The 19,482-nt window shown below is 75.2% G+C and carries 16 protein-coding genes; 5 read left to right on the plus strand and 11 right to left on the minus strand.

Annotated elements, in window-relative coordinates:
• Positions 1-152: 152 nt before the first annotated feature.
• Positions 153-1,424, minus strand: coding sequence for a cytochrome P450 (locus AB0D10_RS36815; RefSeq protein WP_360264300.1), 1,272 nt, complete (start codon positions 1,422-1,424; stop codon positions 153-155).
• Positions 1,425-1,493: 69 nt separating this feature from the next.
• Between AB0D10_RS36815 and AB0D10_RS36820 the strand changes: the two genes are divergently transcribed.
• Positions 1,494-2,753: a pyroglutamyl peptidase gene (locus AB0D10_RS36820; RefSeq protein WP_360264303.1), complete on the plus strand. Its 1,260-nt coding sequence runs from the start codon at positions 1,494-1,496 to the stop codon at positions 2,751-2,753.
• A 152-nt stretch (positions 2,754-2,905) separates the two neighbouring features.
• Here AB0D10_RS36820 and AB0D10_RS36825 read toward each other — a convergent pair whose 3' ends face one another.
• Positions 2,906-3,406, minus strand: coding sequence for an inorganic diphosphatase (locus AB0D10_RS36825; RefSeq protein WP_360264306.1), 501 nt, complete (start codon positions 3,404-3,406; stop codon positions 2,906-2,908).
• 118 nt (positions 3,407-3,524) lie between these two features.
• Here AB0D10_RS36825 and AB0D10_RS36830 point away from each other — a divergent pair, with 118 nt between their 5' ends.
• Positions 3,525-4,394 carry a hypothetical protein gene (locus AB0D10_RS36830; RefSeq protein WP_360264309.1) on the plus strand — a complete coding sequence of 290 codons (870 nt, stop codon included), beginning with the start codon at positions 3,525-3,527 and terminating at the stop codon, positions 4,392-4,394.
• 77 nt (positions 4,395-4,471) lie between these two features.
• Entirely contained in the window at positions 4,472-5,548 is a 1,077-nt protein-coding gene (locus tag AB0D10_RS36835) for a restriction endonuclease (protein ID WP_360264312.1), read from the plus strand.
• 83 nt (positions 5,549-5,631) lie between these two features.
• On the opposite strand, the gene AB0D10_RS36840 is transcribed toward AB0D10_RS36835, so the two are convergent.
• From AB0D10_RS36840 to AB0D10_RS36855, 4 genes are all read right to left on the minus strand, one after another.
• On the minus strand, positions 5,632-7,527 hold the full coding sequence (locus AB0D10_RS36840) for a CocE/NonD family hydrolase (protein ID WP_360264315.1): 1,896 nt from the start codon (positions 7,525-7,527) through the stop codon (positions 5,632-5,634).
• Positions 7,524-7,949: a hypothetical protein gene (locus AB0D10_RS36845; protein ID WP_360264318.1), complete on the minus strand. Its 426-nt coding sequence runs from the start codon at positions 7,947-7,949 to the stop codon at positions 7,524-7,526. Before AB0D10_RS36845 ends, AB0D10_RS36840 begins: the two co-directional genes overlap by 4 nt.
• A 95-nt stretch (positions 7,950-8,044) precedes the next feature.
• The gene (locus AB0D10_RS36850; protein ID WP_360264321.1) at positions 8,045-8,797 is read right to left on the minus strand and encodes a Mut7-C RNAse domain-containing protein; all 753 of its coding nucleotides are present in this window, start codon (positions 8,795-8,797) and stop codon (positions 8,045-8,047) included.
• Positions 8,798-9,026: 229 nt separating this feature from the next.
• Complete coding sequence (locus AB0D10_RS36855; RefSeq protein WP_360264324.1) at positions 9,027-10,307, minus strand: MFS transporter; 1,281 nt, start codon at positions 10,305-10,307, stop codon at positions 9,027-9,029.
• Positions 10,308-10,975: 668 nt separating this feature from the next.
• On the opposite strand from AB0D10_RS36855, the gene AB0D10_RS36860 reads away from it, so the two are divergent.
• Together AB0D10_RS36860 and AB0D10_RS36865 are read left to right on the plus strand one after the other, a co-directional pair.
• The gene (locus tag AB0D10_RS36860; protein ID WP_360264327.1) at positions 10,976-13,216 is read left to right on the plus strand and encodes a molybdopterin cofactor-binding domain-containing protein; all 2,241 of its coding nucleotides are present in this window, start codon (positions 10,976-10,978) and stop codon (positions 13,214-13,216) included.
• 86 nt (positions 13,217-13,302) lie between these two features.
• On the plus strand, positions 13,303-13,764 hold the full coding sequence (locus tag AB0D10_RS36865) for a (2Fe-2S)-binding protein (protein WP_360264330.1): 462 nt from the start codon (positions 13,303-13,305) through the stop codon (positions 13,762-13,764).
• Between the two features lie 95 nt (positions 13,765-13,859).
• On the opposite strand, the gene AB0D10_RS36870 is transcribed toward AB0D10_RS36865, so the two are convergent.
• From AB0D10_RS36870 to AB0D10_RS36890, 5 genes are all read right to left on the minus strand, one after another.
• A complete protein-coding gene (locus tag AB0D10_RS36870) occupies positions 13,860-14,465 on the minus strand; it encodes a TIGR03086 family metal-binding protein (protein ID WP_360264333.1) in 606 nt (201 codons plus the stop codon).
• A 125-nt stretch (positions 14,466-14,590) separates the two neighbouring features.
• The gene (locus tag AB0D10_RS36875; protein WP_360264414.1) at positions 14,591-15,340 is read right to left on the minus strand and encodes an SDR family oxidoreductase; all 750 of its coding nucleotides are present in this window, start codon (positions 15,338-15,340) and stop codon (positions 14,591-14,593) included.
• Positions 15,341-15,666: 326 nt separating this feature from the next.
• A complete protein-coding gene (locus AB0D10_RS36880) occupies positions 15,667-16,443 on the minus strand; it encodes a transglycosylase family protein (protein WP_360264336.1) in 777 nt (258 codons plus the stop codon).
• 556 nt (positions 16,444-16,999) lie between these two features.
• Entirely contained in the window at positions 17,000-17,668 is a 669-nt protein-coding gene (locus tag AB0D10_RS36885) for a response regulator transcription factor (protein WP_360264417.1), read from the minus strand.
• 100 nt (positions 17,669-17,768) lie between these two features.
• Entirely contained in the window at positions 17,769-19,436 is a 1,668-nt protein-coding gene (locus tag AB0D10_RS36890) for a histidine kinase (RefSeq protein WP_360264339.1), read from the minus strand.
• Between the last annotated feature and the right edge of the window lie 46 nt (positions 19,437-19,482).

A 19,482-nucleotide genomic window follows, 5' to 3' on the forward strand; every position in this document is an offset into this window, starting at 1 on the left:
TCGACTACGACAACGCTGTAGAACTCGCACCGGTTCCCGGCCCCGCCGTCAGGATCGCGTCAGTGCCGCGCCCGGGCCGGGGGCCGGACCGAACCCGGCCCGGCCCCCGCCCCGCACCGCACCGCACCGCACCGCACCGCACCGACCACGGATCAGTACCGGACGGGGAGTTCCAGCAGGCCACGGGCCCGCAGGGTGGGGCGGTGGCGCAGCTGCCCGACCGGCACGCCGAGGGCGAGGCCGGGGAAACGGCGCAGCAGTGCGGTCAGCGCGACGGCGGTCTCCATCCGGGCCAGCGGCGCGCCGAGGCAGTAGTGGATGCCGTGGCCGAGGGCGAGGTGGCCGGTCTCGCGGCGGCGCAGGTCGAGCCGGTCGGGGTCGGCGAACTGCCCGGGGTCGCGGTTCGCGGAGCCGAGGGCGAGCAGGACGGTCTCCCCCGCCGGGACGGTGACGCCGCCGATGCCGACGTCCTCGCGCGCGAAGCGGCGGATGGCCAGCGGGGCGGGGCCGTCGTAGCGGGCGAACTCCTCGACGGCGCCGTCGATCAGCTCCGGCTCGGCGCGCAGGGCCGCAAGCTGCTCGGGGTGGGTGAGCAGGGCGAGGACGGCGTTGGCGATGAGGTGGACGGTGTTCTCGTAGCCGGCGAAGAGGATGAGGAAGGCGAGCGAGGTCAGCTCGTCCTCGCTGAGCCGGTCGTTCCCGGCCCCTGCCCGACCACCTTCCCGCCCCTCGCCGACCCGCCCCTCGCGCACGGCCTCGCCCCCGGCGGACTCGTCCCGCACCGACTCGTCCCGCACCGCGATCAGGTCGGAGAGCAGGTCGTCGCCGGGTCGGGTGCGCTTGCGCTCGATCAGTCCGGTGAAGAATCCGAGCATCGCCTTGACTGCGGCGCGGGTCGCCTCGGGCCGCTCGGGGTCGGGGGTGATCAGGCTGTCGGTCCAGGCCCGGAAGTCGTGCCGGTCGTCCTCGGGGACGCCGAGGAGGTCGCAGATGACGGTGATCGGCAGCGGTGCGGCGTACGCGGCGAGCAGGTCGGCGCGACCGGCCGGGGCCATGGCGTCCAGCAGTTGTTCGGCGACCTTCTCGATCGGGGCGCGCAGGGCGGCGATCCGGCGCGGGCCGAAGGCCTGGGCGACCAGGCGGCGGATCCGGGTGTGGTCCGGCGGGTCCATGTTGAGCAGGTTGGCGTCCAGCGCGGGCGGCAGCGCGAAGCCTCGGTAGTTGCCGGGTGCGGCGTGCGCCTTGTCGAGGGCGAGCCGCGGGTCGGCGAGGGCCTGGCGCACGTCCGGGTAGCGGGTCACCAGCCAGACGGGCAGGCCGTCGGGGCCGACGACCCGGTGGACGGGAGCGTCGGCGCGCAGCCGGGTGTAGCTGCCGTACGGGTCGGCGATCAGGGTCGCGAGGGTGAGGTCGGGCGCTGTCACCCGCCCAGCCTACGGGCCGTGCGGCGGCACCCTGGCGGGGCGTCAGGTCCGGACCTATTGTCAGGTGACATGACACTTCTCCGCCGTACCGCCGGACTGGCCGCCGCCCTCACCGGAACGCTCGCCGCCCTGCTCGCCCCGGCAGCCGCCCACGCCGACGCGGGCGGCTGCCGCACCGTCACCACGGCGGCGCCCGACGCCGAGCAGGCCCGCCTCCAGGACGCCCGCACGGCCGCCTTCACCGAGCGGTCCGGCCTGCGCGACCTGCTCCGGGGGTTCCCGGCCGCCCTGTGCTCCGCCCGCACCGCCCACCGGGCGGAGCAGGTGGTGGACGCCTGGGGCCGGGCGCTCTGGCAGGCCGGCGTGGACCGCGCCCAGGGCCGGCGGCCGAGCGGCGAACTGCCCGCCCGCGACGACCGCCCGCTGTACTGGACCCGGCTCGCCATGACCGTGCGGCTGGCGGACTGGCAGCCCGGGTTCACCGTCGACCGCGCCGGGCTGCGGGCGCGCTTCGAGGACGCCTCGCGCGGCCTGGGCGACCGCTTCGCCGCCGCGCCCGGCGTGCGCCGGATCTTCGTCAGCGGCTTCGACCCGTACGGCCTGGACAGCGAGCCGCGCCGCGCCAACCCCTCCGGCGCGGCCGTCCTGCAGCTGAACGGACGGCGGATCACCCTCGCCGACGGCAGCACCGCCGAGGTGCGGGCCGTCGTCCTGCCGGTCCGCTACCGCGACTTCGACGAGGGCATCGTGGAACGCGCCTTCGGCCCGCACCTGGTGCCCGGCCCGCAGGCCGCCGACCTGATCACCAGCATCAGCCAGGGCTACCCCGGCACGTTCACCCTGGAGGCCTGGGCCGGGCGCGCCCGCTCCGCCGACCCGGCCACCGACAACGTCGCCGCCCTCTCCGGCGGGACGACCCGGCACCCGGTCGACGCCCCCGGTCTGGCCGCCGGGCCCCAGTTCATCCGCACTACCCTGCCCACCGACGCCATGACGGCGGTCCAGCAGCCCTACCCGGTGCTGCTCAACACCCCCGTCACCGAGATCCCCGCCGGCGCCACCGACCCCGTCGTCCGCACCGACGGCCCCACCCCCGGCTCCCGCGCGGTCGCCGGCGGCGGGGGCGGCTACCTCTCCAACGAGGTCGCCTACCGCTCCAACCGCCTGCGCCTCGACCTCGCCCCCGGTCTCCCCGGCGGCCACCTCCACACCCCGGTCCTCACCGGCCTCCCGGCGGACCGGAACCGGCTCACCGCACCGGAGTTCGAGCAGAACGAGGCCGCGATCGCCGATCAGGTCCGCGCCGTCCTGAGCAGCGCCCGCCTCTGACCCTCAGCTGACGGCTCCACCCCGCAGCGGACGGCTCAGCCCCTCAGCCGACGGCCCGGCCCGTCGCCCGGCGGCCCGAGGAGGCGGCGGCCCGGGGGCGTGCGGGCCGGCCAGGAGGCGGCCGGCGGCGCGCCCCCGCTCCACTCCCGCCCTCACGCCGGGCCGGCGAAGTGCGTCCCCACGGCCCGGGCGCGCGAGGCGGCGATCTCCGCGTGGGCGGCCTCGCGATCCGCCCAGTGCGAGCCCTCGACGGACTTGCCGCGTTCCAGGTCCTTGTAGACCCGGAAGAAGTGGGTGATCTCCAGCAGGTCGAACTCGGGCAGGTCGTCGATGTCCTGCAGGGAGGTGTAGCGCGGGTCACGGGCCGGGACGCAGAGGACCTTCTGGTCGGGGCCGCGCTCGTCGCGCATCACCCACATGCCCACCGTCCGGCAGGTCAGCACGCAGCCGGGGACGGCCGGTTCGCCGCCGAGCACCAGGGCGTCCAGCGGCTCGCCGTCGCCGCCGAGGGTGCCTTCGACATAGCCGTAGTCCGCGGGGTAGCGAGTGGCGGTGAACAGGGTGCGGTCGAGGCGGATCCGGCCCGCCGCGAAGTCCATCACGTACTTGTTCCGCGACCCCTGCGGGATCTCGATCATCACCTCGAACTCCACCGCGGCCTCCTCCTCGGCTCCTCGGGAGAGCGCACGGACTCCCGGAGAGAGTGTCGGCAGTTCGGGCACCCTCCGAAACCGCCTCCGCCATTCGGCGGAGTCCACTAGCATCCGGGCCATGGGGAGCTGGCGGGTCACGGTCACGGACCACCGACGCAGGAGCGGCGGACGGCCGCAGGGACGCCCGGAGGGCCCGCTGGCCCGACGGGACGGGCTGGAGATACACGGCCGCGATGGCGAACTCAGCTGCGTCGAGGCCGCCGGCCGGGTCCGCTGGCGCCGGCCCTGCCCGGGCCGGCCGAACGCGGCCCACATCTCCGCCGACCGGGTGCTGGTCACCACCGACTCCTTCGACTACACCGCCTGGGGCCACCTCGGCCCGGCCCTGCTGCTCGACCTCGCCGACGGCACCCCGGTCGCCGAACTCCGCGGCGAACGCGCGGCGGCCCTCGGCGGCGGCCGCTTCGCCCTCGGGCTGGAGGGCTACGACACCTTCGACACCTGGGCGTACGACCGGGACGGCACCCTGGTCGACTCCTGGCGCAGCTACGGCCACTACGTCGTCGGCAGCGGCCTGCGGGTGGTCGAGACGGACCGCCGCCGCCCGACCGCGAGCCGGGTGGTGCGGCTGCTGCCCGGCGGGCGGATCGAACGCGGCCCGCTGCTCGCCGACCCGCAGGCCCCGGAGCCGCTGGTGCTGCCCGACGGCACCCTCCTGGTCCTCGACGCCGGGACCCTGCGGGCCGTCGGGCGCGACCTGGACGACGCCGTCCTCGCCGAACTGCACCCGCTGGCCCCCGACCGGCAGCACCGCTTCACCGGCTCGCTGCACCGCACCGGCGGCCGCCTCGACGTGAGCCTGGTCGAACGCCACCCGACCCGGATGGGCGCGTACACCACCCACGCCTGGCGGCTCGAACTGCACCCGCCGCACCGGGGCCGGGCGGACGCCCCGCCGGCCCAGGTATCGATTGAGCAGCGGAACTGACGGGCCGACAATACTTCGCCCACGATTCCCCTACGGTGACGCCTGCAACAATCGTCACCTGCAAGAGGGGGCACTCCATGTCCCGGAGCCGGAAACTCCACCGCCTCAGCAACCCCGACGCCGACGAACGCCGCGCCCAGCGCGTGCTGTTCCGCCACCTCCGCGACGACACCAACGCCAACCGCGGCCGGATGGCCAAGCGGGTGCGCGAACTCCAGCTCCTCGTGGCGATGGACCCGGTCGAGTTCGAGCAGCTCGTCGCCCGGCTGATGGAGTCGATGGGCCTGAAGGTCGAGCTGACCGCCCGGTCCCGGGACGGCGGGGTGGACGTCCGCGGCGTCGACACCGACCCGTTCCGCGGCGGCAACGTGATCGTGCAGGTGAAGCGGTACCGCGACACGGTGCCGCCCTCGGCCGTGCGGGACCTCTACGGGACGCTGCGCCACGACGAGGCCGCGACGAAGGCCGTCCTCGTCACGACCAGCCGGTTCGGCCCCAGCTCGCACCAGTTCGTCACCGGCAAGGCCGTCACCCTGATCAACGGCTCCGAGCTGGTCGGCCTGCTCAAGCACCACGGCTTCCACGAGGTGTTCGCGGCCGCCCAGGAGGAGTCCTCCGTCGAGGCGGCCGGCCTGGACGGGCTGCCCGCGATCGAGATCGCCGCGGAACCCGCCCGGCTGCTCCTGCACTGGACCGGGGAGGAGGAGTACGACATCGCCGCCCTGGTCTGCCGGGGGAACGTCGCGGTCTCCGACGACCACCTGGTGTTCTACAACAACGGCTCCACCCCCGACGGCTCGGTCCGGCTGGTGACCGGCTACGAGGACGCCAACGCCTGCCTGATGGTCGACTTCGACGCGCTGCCGGCCGACGTCGACCGGCTCGTCGTCATCGCCGCGGCCGACACCGAGAACCACCCGGACGCCACCATGGCCGGGTTCGCCGGACCGGCACTGATCCTGGAGACCGGCGCCGAGCAGGACGCCGCCGTGATGCACCTGGCCGACGGCGCGGAGACCAACACGGCGATGCGGCTCGGCCGGTTCGACCGCGACGCCTCCGGGGACTGGGAGTTCACCCCGGCCCTCGCCGGCTACCCGGGCGGGCTGCGCCAGGCCGTGGTCGCCTACGGCCTGGAGGTCGACGAGGCGTAGGCCCCGTCCGGCCACCGGGGCCGTCCGGCGGCGGAGGCTCCACCGCCGGACGGCCCCACCGTGAGGGCACGGCGCCGCCGCTCTCAGCCCACGACCGGCAGTTCCAGCACCGATCCGCAGTCCCCGCCCCACCCGATCCGGTAGCTCGCCCGCCCGTCGGCCGGGAGCAGCTGGAAGGAGTCCGGGTTGGCGGCGGCCACGGTGAGCCGGATCCGTTCGCCGGCCCGGAACAGCACCGAGACCGGCTGGAGGTCGATGGTGACGCGCTGCGCCTCGCCCTGCGGGAAGTCCTCGGCATCGTTCGCCGCGTAGGTGCGCGGCGTGCGCAGCCGGCGCCAGTCGGGATTGTCGTCCCGGTCGGCCACTTCCCGGTCCTGCAGGGCGAGTTGGCCCTCCGTCAGATACGTGACACGGCCGTCCGGGGCGACGTCCTCCAGGTACACGTGCAGGGCGCCCCGGGCCGATCCGGTCAGGCCGGTCACGTCGAGGGTGACCTTTCCGTTCCCGGTGACCCGGGTGTCGGCGGTCAGCGGCGCGGTGGTGTAGCCGAGCAGCTTGGCGTCGACGGCGGCGCGGTCGGGGTAACTGACCTCGTCGCCGCTGAGGTTGGTGTTCCAGCGGTCCAGTGGGCCGGTGCCGGCGGTCGGGTCGAGGCGCAGCAGGTCGGCGCCGGTGCGGCGGTCGTCCGGCCGGCGGCCGAGCGTGTTGCCGGCCCCGGGGTAGAACGCCTGGGTCCGGGTGCCGGGCACCGGCCAGCGGGTGGTGGTGCGCCAGAGGCCCTCGTTGAAGGTGTAGTAGTGCACCTGCCGGGTGCCGTCGGGGCGGGCGTCGCCCCGGACGTAGCGGTCGAAGAAGTCGGAGGTGCGCCGGTCGAGCACAGCGTGTTCCGGCTCGGTGAGCGGGCGGGCCGGCTGGAACGGGTCGGCGAGCCAGCCGGCGCCGTGGTTCCAGGGGCCGATCCAGTCGTCCTGGGTGTCGGCGAGGCCGGTGAACTGGGACAGCACGCCGTTCGCGGTGCCCGCGTCGAGCCAGCCGGCCCTGGTCAGGATCGGCACCCCGCCCGCCTCGACGGCGTCGGTCCGTTCACCGACGCTGCCGACCGTCCAGCTCTTCGGTCCGTCCCGGTAGTCGCGGAAGACGCCGGAGTCCGCCATCTCGACCAGGTTGGCGTTGCCCGCGTGCTCGGCGCGGGCGGCGGCGAGCAGGGCCGGTCCGTCCGGGCCGTCGACCGGGCGGGGCTGGAGGCCGGTGAGGCCGGTGCTCGCGCAGAGCTCCCGGGTCCGTTCGTCGGTGTCGCAGGTGGTGCCGCCGGCCTGGTCGAGGATGCGCAGCAGCAGCGCGTACGGGGCGAGCCGGGGCTCGATGAGCGCGCCGCCGGGGCGCACCAGGTCCTCGTAGGGGTCGAAGTCGTAGGAGATCGGGGCGGCGGCGGTGATGTGGTGGTTGCCGAGTGCGGTGGCGAGCATCGCGGTGTCGCCGCTGTAGGAGATGCCCGTGGTGCCGACCCGGCCGTTGGACCAGGGCTGGGCGGCGATCCAGTCGCTGAGCGGCCCGCTGTCGGCGACGGCGGCGGCGCCCAGTTCCGAGGTGAGGGTGCCGAAGGAGGCGCCGGTGCCGCGCAGGTCGGCGATGACGAAGGCGTAGCCGCGGGTGGTCCACAGCCCGGACTCGCCGTCGGCGCCGCCGGGTTCGCCGGGTTCGCCGGCCCGCACCCGGGCCCGCCAGTAGCGCTGGGTGACCAGGACGGTGGGCAGGTTCGCGCCGGCCCGGGTGCCTTCGGGCAGATGGACGTCGACGGCGAGGCGGACCCCGTCGGGCATGGTCACGTAGCGCGACTGCAGGGACGGTTGAACGGCTCCCGTGGCGGGCCGGGCCGGCCCGGCGGCGGGCGCGGCAGCCGCCGGGACGACCGTGAGCCCCAGCACCGCCGCGGCCGCAGCCAGCGCCGCCAGCGGGCGGCGCGGCAGCGGGCGCCTCATCGGACGGTCGCCTTCCAGGGGCCTTCCTCCGGGCGTGCCTCGCCGTCCGTCCCGGGCCAGGGCGGCATGGTGACGGCGGTGATGCGCAGCGGCCCGGCGGAGTCCTCGTCCGCCCGGAACTGGAACGCGGTGCCGAGCGGTACCGACACGGCGGTGCCGGGAGCGAGCCGTACGGTCTCCTCCCGGCCGCCCTGGCGGCGCCAGAGTTCACCGCTGCCCGCGGTGACCTGCCACAGTTCCTGGACGGTGGCGTGCGAAACGGCACGGGTCACCTGTCCGGGAGCGAGCGCGAACACCGCAAGGCTCCCCCGCCCCTCCAGGACCAGCAGCGGGTACACCTCGGCGCCGTCCGGGGCGGTGACCGCGGGGGTGTCCCCGGGGTCCGCGGTACCGAAGGGCGGGTGCTGTTCGTGAGTGCTCATCCGACGACCTGGCCTCTCTCGTGCAACCGAGTAGCGTGGGTCTCGTCCCCCACCGCCGATGGGACCACGGCTGCCGGGGCGCCCGCCAGAGCGGGCTACCCGGAGACGACCCCGAGGTGACCCCGACCTTCCCCGAAGTCCCGGACGGCTTCGGTGACGATCGCCTCCAGCCGGGCGTGGTGGGCGCCGCGCCAGTAGGCCTGCCCGCACTCGGTGCACTGGGCGAAGGCGTCGTAGGAGCGTTCGGTGCCGTCCCGCAGCTGCTCGCGGACCGAGGTCTTGGTGGCCGCGCGCAGGGTGCCGTTGCAGGTGGTGCAGCGGCTCCAGGGGGCGAGCGGCGGGGCGAAGCGGGAGAGCACGTCGCGCAGCTGCTCGGCGGGGCGGTGGCTGTAGACGTAGGCGCCGGCCCAGAGTTCGCGGCGGCGCAGCAGGCCGCGGTCACGCGAGAGCATGATGCGCTGCTCGGCGGCGGATCGGGCGGCCAGTGCGGCGTCGCCGATGTCGGGGTTCTCGTAGGCGGCGTCCACGCCCAGCAGGCGCAGTCGGCGGGCGAGGGTGCCGAGGTGGACGTCGAGCAGGAAGCGGGGCGCCGTCGCCGAGGGCTGCGGCCTGGTCACGGCCCGGACGGCGATGTGCTCGCCGTCGGCCGGAACGTGCGCGTCGGGGACGGCCCGGCCGTCCGCCAGCAGGGCGCCGACCTCGGTGAGCGGGACGCCCAGGGACTCGACGACGTGACCGAGGGTGGAGACACCGTCGGTGCGCAGCTCGGTGCGGCCCGCCCGGCGGGGCGCGGAGACGAAGAGGTGCAGCTCAGGGGCGAAGTCGAGCCAGATCTGGGGTCGGTCCACGCGGCCAGCATGCCAGCGCGCGGCGGGTTGGGGCCACCGGTTTCCGGCTTCCCCCGCCGGTTGTCCGTCCCGGACCCCCGCGCAGCGCCCACCGCACCCGCGTGCTCTCCCGCTGCACGCGCCCCGCGCGCCCATGCACCCGCGCGCCCATGCACCCGCGCACCCGTCACACCGCGCGCCCGCGCATCCACCCGCCACCCACCCGCCACCCACCCGCCGTCCGGCGCCGCTACGCGCCCTCCGCCGCGGCGCCCGTCACGACCGGCGGCGCCGGTGACACCGCGTGACCGCGGTCCCGCTCCGCCCACCGGGCGACCGGCCCCATCGCGTAGCCCGCCGCGAGGAACACCCCGCCCAGGACCAGCCAGCCCGCGAGGCCGCCGTCCAGCAGCAGCGCGGTGAGCAGCAGCGGCCCGAGGGTACGGGCCACGGCGACGCCGGTGCCGAAGAAGCCCTGGTACTGGCCGATCCGCTCCGGCGGGGCGAGGTCGAAGCCGATCTGCCAGGAGCCGGCCGACTGCCGCATCTCGCCGGCCACCTGCAGCACGGACGCCGCGACCAGCAGCGCGCCGACCGCCCAGACCGGCACGTCGAGCGCGGACAGTCCGAAGACCGCGCAGCAGCCGAGCAGCAGCACCCCGGCCGAACGGACCGCCCGCGCGGCCGAGTCCAGCCCGGTGACGTCCCGTGCCGCCCGGACCTGGAACACCAGCACAGCCAGGGTGTTGAGCACGAACAGCGCCGAACCGAGCCAGCCGATCCCGGGGGCGCGCTGGGCGATCCAGAGCGGGATGATCAGGCTGAGCAGCGGCATGCGCAGCAGTAGTACCGCGTTGATCAGGGTGACGGCGGCGTACCGCCGGTCGCGCAGCACCGCCAGGCGCGGTCCGGTGCCGGACTCCTTCGGGCCGGGCGGGACTTCGGGCAGCCGGCCGAGGACGAGCGCGCCGATCAGCAGGCCGATCGTGGTGACGACGAAGGCGCCCAGGTAGGCGGTCCGGGTGCCGACACTCAGCGCGATGCCGCCGACCGCCGCGCCGACGGCCAGGCCCCCGTTGAGGGTGGACTGCAGGTGGGCGAGCAGTCCGGTCCGCTCCCCGGCCGGCACCAGGCCGGCGACCAGCGCCTGCCGCGCCGCGGTCAGCCCGGACTGGGCCGTCGCGTAGAGGCAGACCGCGACCAGGAACAGCGGGTAGGAACGGATCGTCAGGAAGGCGGCGGCCACGGCCGCGGCCGCGAGCCCGAGCGCCACCGCGGTGCGGCGCGGGCCGCGCCGGTCGGCGAGGTGGCCGAGCGGGACGCCCGCGACGGAGCCGAGCGCCCAGCCGACGGCGAGGCCGAGACCGAGGGCGGTCGGTGACATGCCGACCACGCGGGTGAAGTAGAGCGCGGAGCAGGTGTAGTACGCACCGTCGCCCACCGCGCTCGCCAACTGGGCTGCGGCCAGGGTCCGCTGGGGGCCGGCGGGCGGCAGCAGGCTGCCCGGCCGGGCGGCTCGGTCGGTCGGCACGTCTCTCCTTCGGTGGTGACGGACCGTCACCGTTCGCCCGACGGGGGGCCTTCCACCCACGGACGGGCGACAGCACCGCGGCGACGAGCGGCGCACGGGCCGGACGTTCACAACCGTCGGCGACGGTTCGCCACCCACCCTAGGCAGAAACCGGCCCAGCCGACAGATCCAGTGATCAAGGAATTTCCTGGGCCACTTCCGTCAGCCGCCGCACCGCCGACCGAGCGCTGAACCCTCGTGCGACACCGTCCCGTTGGGGTCTCCGCGCGCTTCGGGAGGGCCTCGCCCCGGCCTTCCCCGCGCCACCGAAGTGCCGTCCGTACCCGCTCCGAATCCGCTCTCCCCGAACGCTGCAAAACCGCGATCGGCCAAGCCTGGGGCCAACTTTGACCGTGTTGACCCGTCAGTAGCGCCCTTTTATGCTCGACGGCGTTCGCGATCCGGCACCGGGGCCGGGGCCGCCGTGCCCGCCCGATCCGGCGCCGTCTCCGGCTCGAAGGGCTCCTCCCATCAGCACCTCCGTCGCGCCCTCGAACCCCACCGGACACCCGGAGCCCACCGGACACCCGCGCGCCCCCACCCTCCCCGGCTCCGCCGACCGCCCGTCCACCGCCACCCGCCCGGGCACCGCCGACCGCCGCGACGCGACAGCGGCCGCCGGGGCCGGCGTGACCCGCCGCCGCCGCTTCCTCACCTACCTGCTGGCCGCGCCCACCCTCACCGTCGGAGCCCGCCTCGGCCTCGACGCCGCCGACCCCGCCACCGCACGGGCCGCCACCCCGGGTCCCGGACAGGCCGCCGGGCAGGCCGTCCACGCCGCCGCGGCCGCCCGGGACGCCGCGTCCCCGCGGCTGGTCGGCCTGCCCGGAATCCCGGACATCGTCGACCTCGGCGACGCGATGATCCTCGCCGGACTGCCCACCTCGCACCTGCTGGTCCTGGAAGTCACCCCCGCCGGGCGGGCCGTGCTGCACCTGCCCCGGCTGGAGGTCGGTCAGGGCCTGACCACCGCGATCGCGATGCTGGTCGCCGAGGAACTCGACGCCCGGCTCGGCGACGTCGACGTGCCGCTCTCCGACGGCCGCCCCGAACTGCTCTTCAACCAGCTGACCGGAGGCTCCAACTCCATCCGCTCGCTGTACGACCCGGTGCGCGGCGCCGCCGCCGCCGCCCGCGCCCGGCTGGTGACCGCAGCCGCCAGGCGCTGGAACGTTCCCGCGCCCACCCTGCGCACCGCCGACTCCACCGTCCTCGCCCCCGACGGCCGACGGCTCGGCTACGGCGAACTCGCCGCCGCCGCGGCCGCGATCGCCGCGCCCGCCGTCCCCGCCCTCCCCAAGGCGGCGGACCGGCTGCGGCTGGTCGGCCGGCCGACCGGCCGGATCGACGCCCGCGACATCGTCACCGGCCGCGCCCGGTACACCGGGGACCTGTCCGTGCCCGGCGCCGTCCCCACCGTGGTCGCCCGCCCCACCACCGTCAACGGCACCCTCAAGTCCCTGGACGCCTCCGCCGCCCGCGCCATGCCCGGGGTGCTCGGCGTGGTGCAGGTCCCGAGCGGCGTCGCCGTCCTCGCCGAGACCTTCGACCAGGCGCTCAAGGCCCGCGACGCCCTGCGCACCACCTGGAACCCGGGCCCGGTCGCGGGCCTGTCCGACGCCGACGTCAGGGAACGGCTGCGCGCCGCCCACGCGCCGTTCCTCCCGCCGCCGCCGCTCGCCCAGCACCTGGACGCCGAGTTCGACTTCGCCTTCGTCAACCACGCCCCGATGGAGGTGCTCACCGCCATCGCCGACGTCCGGGCGAACCGGGCCGAGCTGTGGTTCGCCGCGCAGAGCCCGATCGTCGCCCAGCAGACCATCGCGGCCGAACTCGGCCTGCCGCAGAACGCCGTCACCGTCCACGTGGTGCGCGGCGGCGGCTCGTTCGGCCGGCGGCTGTTCTTCGACGCCGCCCTGGAGGCCGCCCGGATCTCCAAGGCCGCGGGCCGCCCGGTCAAGCTGATGTGGACCCGCAACGACGACATGCGCCACGGCCGGATGCGCCCGGCCGGCCACCACCGGATCCGGGCCGTCTACGGCCTCGACCGCGTGCTCGCCTGGGAGCACCGCGCCGCCAGTGTGCGCACCGACTTCGGCCACGGCCTCGGCGAGGCGCTCACCGCCGCCGGCTACGACCTCCCGCTGGCCGGGCTCACCACCTCCGAGGTGTTCTTCCTGCTCACCGAGAAGAACCCGTACGACGTCGGCGTCCCCGTCCAGCTGCTCGCCGAGGTCCCGCTGGACCTGCACACCGGCAGCTGGCGCTCGGTGTACTCGGGGACCGTCCGGGTCTGCGACGAGATCGTGATGGACGAACTGGCCCGCCGGATGGGCCAGGACGAGGTCGCCTTCCGCCGGGCCCGGCTGCGCGGCGCCGCCGGCCGGGCCGTCCTGGACACCGTCGCCGCGAAGGGGAACTGGAGGCGCCCGATGCCCCCCGGCCGGGCCCAGGGCGTCGGGTACCACGAGGAGAACGGCGGCGCCGCCGCCTACCTGGTCGAGCTGGACGCCACCGACCGGGCCAACCCCCGGGTGACCAGGGCGGTGGTCGCCGCCGACGTCGGCCGGGTCATCAACCCCCGTGGCCTGGAAGCCCAGTTGACCGGCGCACTGGTCGACGGCATCTCGGTGATCCTGCAGGCCGGCAACCACCTCGACAACGGAGCCTTCCGGGAAGGCAGTTACGGCGACTTCCACTACGCCCGGCAGCGGCACACCCCGCCGGTGGTCGAGATCCACCTGATGCCGCCGAGCGGACCGCCCGGCGGCGCGGGCGAGTTGGGTGTCCCGGCCGCGTGCGCCGCGGTCGCCAATGCCTACGCGCGCGCGACCGGCACCAGCCCGCGCTCCTTCCCCATCGACTTCTGAACCCTCCCGGCACCACCACCGGGCCGGCGCCACCACCCGGGCGTCACAGCCACCCGACCATCCAGAGCCGAGGATCCCGACTCCCCATGCCCACCCACACCTTCGTCCTCAACGGGCAGCCCGTCACCGTCGAGGCCCCGGACGACATGCCGCTGCTCTGGGTGCTGCGCGACAAACTCGGCGTCACCGGCCCCAAGTACGGCTGCGGGGTGGGCGTCTGCCGCGCCTGCACCAGCCACCTCGACGGCCGGGAGTTCCAGCCCTGCACCCGGTCCGTCAAGGACTGCGCGGGCCACACCGTCACCACCATCGAGGGCCTCGCCGACGGCGAGAACCTGCACCCCGTCCAGGAGGCCTGGCTCGCCTGCGACGTCGCCCAGTGCGGCTTCTGCCAGCCGGGCCAGATCATGGCGGCGGTCGCCCTGCTGCGCCGCACCCCGAACCCGACGGACGCGGACATCGACGGGATCCAGAACGTCTGCCGCTGCGGGACCTACCCGCGCATCCGCGAGGCGATCAAGCAGGCCGCGGCCCGCCGACCGCTGTGACCCGGGCAGGCCCCGCCCGGTCCGGGCGGGGCGCGGGCGCCCGGTGGCACCGACCGGTGCGTCCGTGCCGTCGGCGGACCGGGGGCGAACGCGGCCTACGGCACGACCGGCGCCGCCGGGTCGCGGCCGAAGAACGCCGCGAGCCGGTCGTACGGCGGGGCGTCCTCGGGCACGGCGACGGCCGGACCGAAGGCCTTGTGCTCCTGCTCGGCGCCACGGTACTCGGGCTTGAGCGCACCCTCGGCCCAGGCCAGGGCGGCGAGCGCCACCTCGTGGTCCAGGCCCTCGGTGGACTGGCCGCCGGAACGCGCCAAGTCCCATCCGTGGACAGCGAATTCGGCGATCTGCTGGTCGACCGGGAAGCGGGCCGGCAGGGTGCCGACACCGGGCACCTCCAGCGTGCCGCCGAGGTCCCCGGCCGCGCGCCAGGCGTCGACCAGCTGCTCGGCCCCGGCCTCGAAGGCGTGCAGCCAGTCGTCCTCGACCCGCTCGAAGGGCTGCGACCAGTCCGGCTGCCCGCCCCTCGCCCGGACGGTGAACTGCCGCAGGTCGTGGAGGAGGTGGCTGACCAGGTCGCCGACGTCCCAGGAGCGGCAGGGGGTCGGGTGGCCGGCCAGTTCGACGCCGGTGCCGTCGATCAGCCCGGCGGTCTGCGCGAGGGCCCGGGCGAGCAGTCCGATCGGGTCTTCCGCTGCGGTCATGGCACACCTCTCGGTCGGGGACACGGGTCGTGCCGGGCGATCGTAAGCGCGAGCGCCGACGACCGTCCGGCACGACACCGCCCCGCGTGCGCCGGTGCGTGCCGCCGACCGGGCCCGCCGGGCGGTCAGGCCGCGAAGCCGCCGTCCACCGCGAGCTCCGCGCCGGTCACGTACCGGCCGTCCCCTCCCACCAGGTAGGCGACGGCGGCCGCGACCTCCGCCCCGGTGCCGAAGCGGCCGAGCGCCGTGAGCCCGCTCTGGAACTCTGCCGACGGGCCGCCGGCCGGGTTCATGTCGGTGTCGATCGGGCCCGGGTGCACCAGGTTGGCGGTGATCCCGCGCGGGCCGAGCTCACGGGCCAGCCCCTTGGTGAGCCCGATCAGCGCGGCCTTGCTGGTCGCGTACAGCGTGGCGCCGGGGAAGGCGACCCGCTTGGCGACGCAGCTGCCGATGGTGACGATCCGTCCGCCGTCGGCCAAGTGCGCGGAGGCGGCCCGGGCGTACAGGTAGGGCGCCCGGACGTTCACCTCCAGCACCCGGTCGACGTCGTCGAGCGCCGGCTCGCCGATCGGGCCGAGGACGCCGACGCCGGCGTTGTTCACCAGGATGTCCAGCCGCCCGAAGCGCTCGGCGACCGCGGCCACCGCGGCCGCCACCTCCTGCGGGTCGGCGCTGTCCGCCCGGACGGCCCAGCCGGTCCGCCCCATCGCGGTGATCTTCGCGGCGACCTCGTCGGCCCGCTCGGCGCCGCCCCGGTAGGTCAGCACCACGTCGGCGCCGTCCTCGGCCAGTCGCAGCGCGACCGCCGCGCCGATCCCACGACTGCCGCCGGTCACCAGGGCCACCTTGCCGTCGAGCACTGCCGCACCGTTCATCGTCATATCTCCAGAACTCCTCGTTCCGATCTCGGACATGACTCGATCCTGGTCCGGGGCGCCGCGGACCTCCGGCGGTATTCGGACATCGCGTTGAAATTTCAACCATGCCTCGAAGTGCCCCGGCCCCGGCGTGCACGCCACCCACCGGCCGTACGAACCGACCCCCGGCCGCCCGCACGGTTCGGCCCTGCGGCCGGGACCAGCCCGGAACGCACCGCGCCGAGCGGCCGCCCCCGTGCACAGGGGCGGCCGCTCGGCCGGGTCGCGAGGCTCCGTCGGAGGCTGGGTCAGGCGCTCCGCCGCAGCGGCACTCGCGGGTTCCGTCAGACGGTCAGCGTCTGGCCCGGGAAGATCAGGTCCGGGTTGCCGCCGATGACACGTGCGTTCTTGTTGTACAGGCCGTCGGTGTCGACGCCGAACTTGGCCGCGATGTCGCTCAGGGTGTCGCCGGCCTTGACGGTGTAGCTGCCGCCCGCGGTGTTCCTCGCGGTCGACGGCGCGGACTGCGCCGGCTTCGCCGACGGCCGGCCCGCGGCCGCCTCGGCTGCCCTGGGCGCCTGCTGCCTGGCCGCCGGGGCGGCCGGGGCCGGCTTGGCGGCGGGCTTCGCCGCCTTCGTGGCGGGCTTGGCGGGCTTGGCGGGCTTGGCGGGCTTGGCGGGCTTGGCGGGCTTGGCGGCCGACGTGGTGTCGACGTCGGCCGGGGCGCCGCCCTTGCTCAGACCCGCCTTCTTCGAGCAGACCGGCCAGGCACCCGGCCCCTGCGAGGCAAGGACCTTCTCGGCGACGGCGATCTGCTGCGCCCGGGTCGCCTGGCTGGCCTGGGGGGCGTACGCGGTGCCGCCGTACGCCCTCCAGGTGCTGGGGGAGAACTGCAGGCCGCCGTGGAACCCGTTGCCGGTGTCGGTGCTCCAGTTGCCGCCGCTCTCGCACTGGGCGACGGCGTCCCAGGAGGAGGCCGGTGCGGCGGAGGCCGAGGTGGCCGTGACGAGGCCGGCCACCGGCAGGGCCGCGACGGCGGCGCCCGCGACGACCGCCATCCGCACGCGGTTGCGCTTGGTGGTGGTCTCGGTGGCAGCGGCGGTCTCGTGACGGGGATTCATACAGATCCTCTCGACAAGCCCCGGGCGGGCAGACGGAACCAGGCCCGGGACAGGGGCCGGTGGTGTTCGCTCACCTCACTCGACGGGCGGCCGTGCACGCGTCGGACGTGCCCTGCCGCCCCGGTCACCTCCGCTCGCCGACGGCCTGTTCGAGCCGGCCTGGTCGGCGGGCACCGCCCTCGCGCCGTGGGTCAGTCGGCGGGCGGTGCGTCGGGGTGAACCCGGGTGGCGCTCGGTGCGCCGCCAATGAAGCTAGGGGGCAACCTCGGCGCACAGCAAGCAATTCTTGGATGTCGCAGGTCAGTTGACTGTTACCGGCGGTATCGATCAAGAAACGATGCCCGGCTTGACCGGTTTTGACCGCATTCTCAAGATCAAATGTTCAGTTCCCGTGCCCTCGCTCACATCTGTTCACCCGTAAGCGCCCCCCGCACCCCCCACACACCGTCACCGATCACCGACGGACCGTCAGTAGCCCGGCCGGAGTTCCCGGTTCCGCACGGCCGCCGAGTGGCATCCACCACACCCGACACGTTCCGTGACCGTGCGGAAGCGCTCAGCTCCGGCCGTCGAGCTCCGCGTCCCGCGCCAGCAGCGCCGCCTGGACCCGGTTCTCACACCCCAGCTTGGCCAGGATCCGGCTCACGTAGGTCTTCACCGTCGCCTCGCTCATGTGGATCCGGGCCCCGGCGTCGGCGTTGGACAGGCCCTCACCGAGCAGCGCCAGCACCTCCAGCTCCCGCTCGGTGAGCACCTCCAGCCGGCGCCGGGCCGCGGCGCCGCGGGCGGCCAGCGAACCGCTGTGTGCGGACGCCAACGAGTCGACGATGTGCCGGGTGGCCGCCGGGGAGAGGAAGGCGTTCCCGCCGGCCGCCGCCCGGACGGCCTGGATCAGCTCGTTCGGCGCGGTGTCCTTCAGCAGGAAGCCGGCGCCGCCCTCGGTCACGGCGCGCAGGACGTTCTCGCGCTCCCCGAAGGTGGTGAGGATCAACGCCCGCGCGCCGGGGGCGGCCTTCGACAGCTCCCCGAGCGCCGTCAGCCCGTCCATCACCGGCATCTGGATGTCCAGCAGCACCACGTCCACCCGGTGCGCCCGCGCCAGCTCCAGCGCCTCCCGGCCGTCGGCGGCCTCGGCGACCACCTCGATGTCGTCGGCGGAGCCGAGGATCATCCTGATCCCGGCCCGGATCAGCGGCTCGTCGTCGGCGACGAGGACTCGGATCACGCTGGTCATTCCCCTCGAACGGTGCTTCGGCTGCGGCACCATCCTCACATCCCCGCCGTCCGGACCGGACCTCCGGCCCCCGGTCCGGACGCCCGCGCGGTCAGTCCTTGCCGACGTACTCCTGTTTCTCCACCAGCACCCCGTCCTTGAAGCAGAACCGCGCCACGTGCTGGTCGTTCCAGCCGTCGTCGGACGAGCCCTCCAGGAGGTACCAGCGGCACTGCGCCCCCGCCGGCGGGGTCGGTCCACCGCCCTTGTACTCGTCGGTGAAGAAGCTGCTGCCGGACGGCAGCTCACGCATCACCGCGGCCTGCGCCGCACCGACCTCGATTTGGTCGTACCGCGGCTTCTTCAGCGTCGCGGCGCGGGTGCCGTCCACGAAGCCCACGACGCCCCAGACCAGCAGGCCCAGCACGGTCAGCCCGACCGCCACCACGCCGACCGCGCACCCCAACGCCGGACTGCGGCGCTTACCGGCCGCGTCGTCGACCGGCAGGCCCTCGAACACCCAGTCGTCCACCCCGGTCGCCGCGGCGGCGCCCTCCTTGCCGCCCTCCGTCCCCTCGTACGGCAGGACGGCGGCCAGCCGGAAGCCCTGCTCGGCCGTCGACCCGGCGTGCACCATGCCGCCGGCCAGGCGGGCACGCTCCCGCAGCCCGGTCAGCCCCTGGCCGCCGCTCACGGCCTGGCCCACCCCGACGCGCGCGCCCACGAGTTCCGGCGCACGGTCGTTGGTGACCTCCACCACCAGCGCGTCCGGCTCGTACCGGAGCGCGACACCGATCGGCGCGCCGGGGGCGTGCTTGTGCGCGTTGGTGAGCGCCTCCTGCACGATCCGGTACGCCGCGTGGTCGACCGAGGCCGGCAGCGGGCGCGGCTCGCCCTCCCGGGTGAGCACGACCACCGCTCCGGCCGCCCGGGAGGAATCCACCAGCCCGTCGATCCCGTCCACCCCGCCCCGGGCGGGCGTCGCGCCCACCGCACCCGCCGCGGGCGGCACCGCCGTCGACTCGTCGTGCAGCACCCCGACCACCTCGCGCAGCTCGCGCATCGCCGCGACCGCGGCCTGCCGCAGCACCCCGACCGCCTCCCGCTGCCGGTCGGTGAGCGTGCGGTCCACCTCCAGCGCGCCCGAGTGCACGGAGATCAGCGCCAGCTGGTGCCCCAGGCTGTCGTGCATGTCCTGGGCGATCCGGTGCCGCTCGCGCAGCCGCGCCTGGTGCACCACCATGACCCGCTCCCGCAGCAGCTGGTCGTTGCGCTCGCGCAGCGCGTCCAGCAGGGCCCGCCGCTGCGCGCGGTAGCGGCCGTAGAGCCCGGGCAGGACCGCGAGCACCAGGAAGCCACCCAGCGACAGCCCCAGGAGCAGCTCGGGCGAGAACGAGGAGGCGTCCTTCAGCACGCCCGTCACGGTGAACAGCACCCAGCCCAGGACGAAGGTGCCGACCAGCGCCCAGACCCGGCGGATCCGCGCGCCGGCCGCCCAGCCCGCGCAGATCAGCAGCAGCACCGGCCCTCCCGACCAGCCGGTGGCGGCCGCGGCGGCCAGCAGCACGGTGACCGGCAGTCCCCGCCGCAGCACCCACAGCACCGCGACGCCCAGGCCGAAGGGCACCGCCAGGCCGGTGCCGGCGGCGACCTCCATCACGGCGGCGAGACCGCCCATCAGCAGGGCGAGCACGGCCTCGCCCACCACCCGCCACGGCCGCCAGGGCCCCGGCAGCGCCGTCCGTACCGCCTTCTTCCAGGCCCGCGCGATCGCATCCACCCGTCGAGGCTAACCGGCCGGCCGGAGCCCCCGCCGTCCACCTTCG

This window comes from Kitasatospora sp. NPDC048545 (genome assembly GCF_040651155.1).
Classification (GTDB): domain Bacteria; phylum Actinomycetota; class Actinomycetes; order Streptomycetales; family Streptomycetaceae; genus Kitasatospora.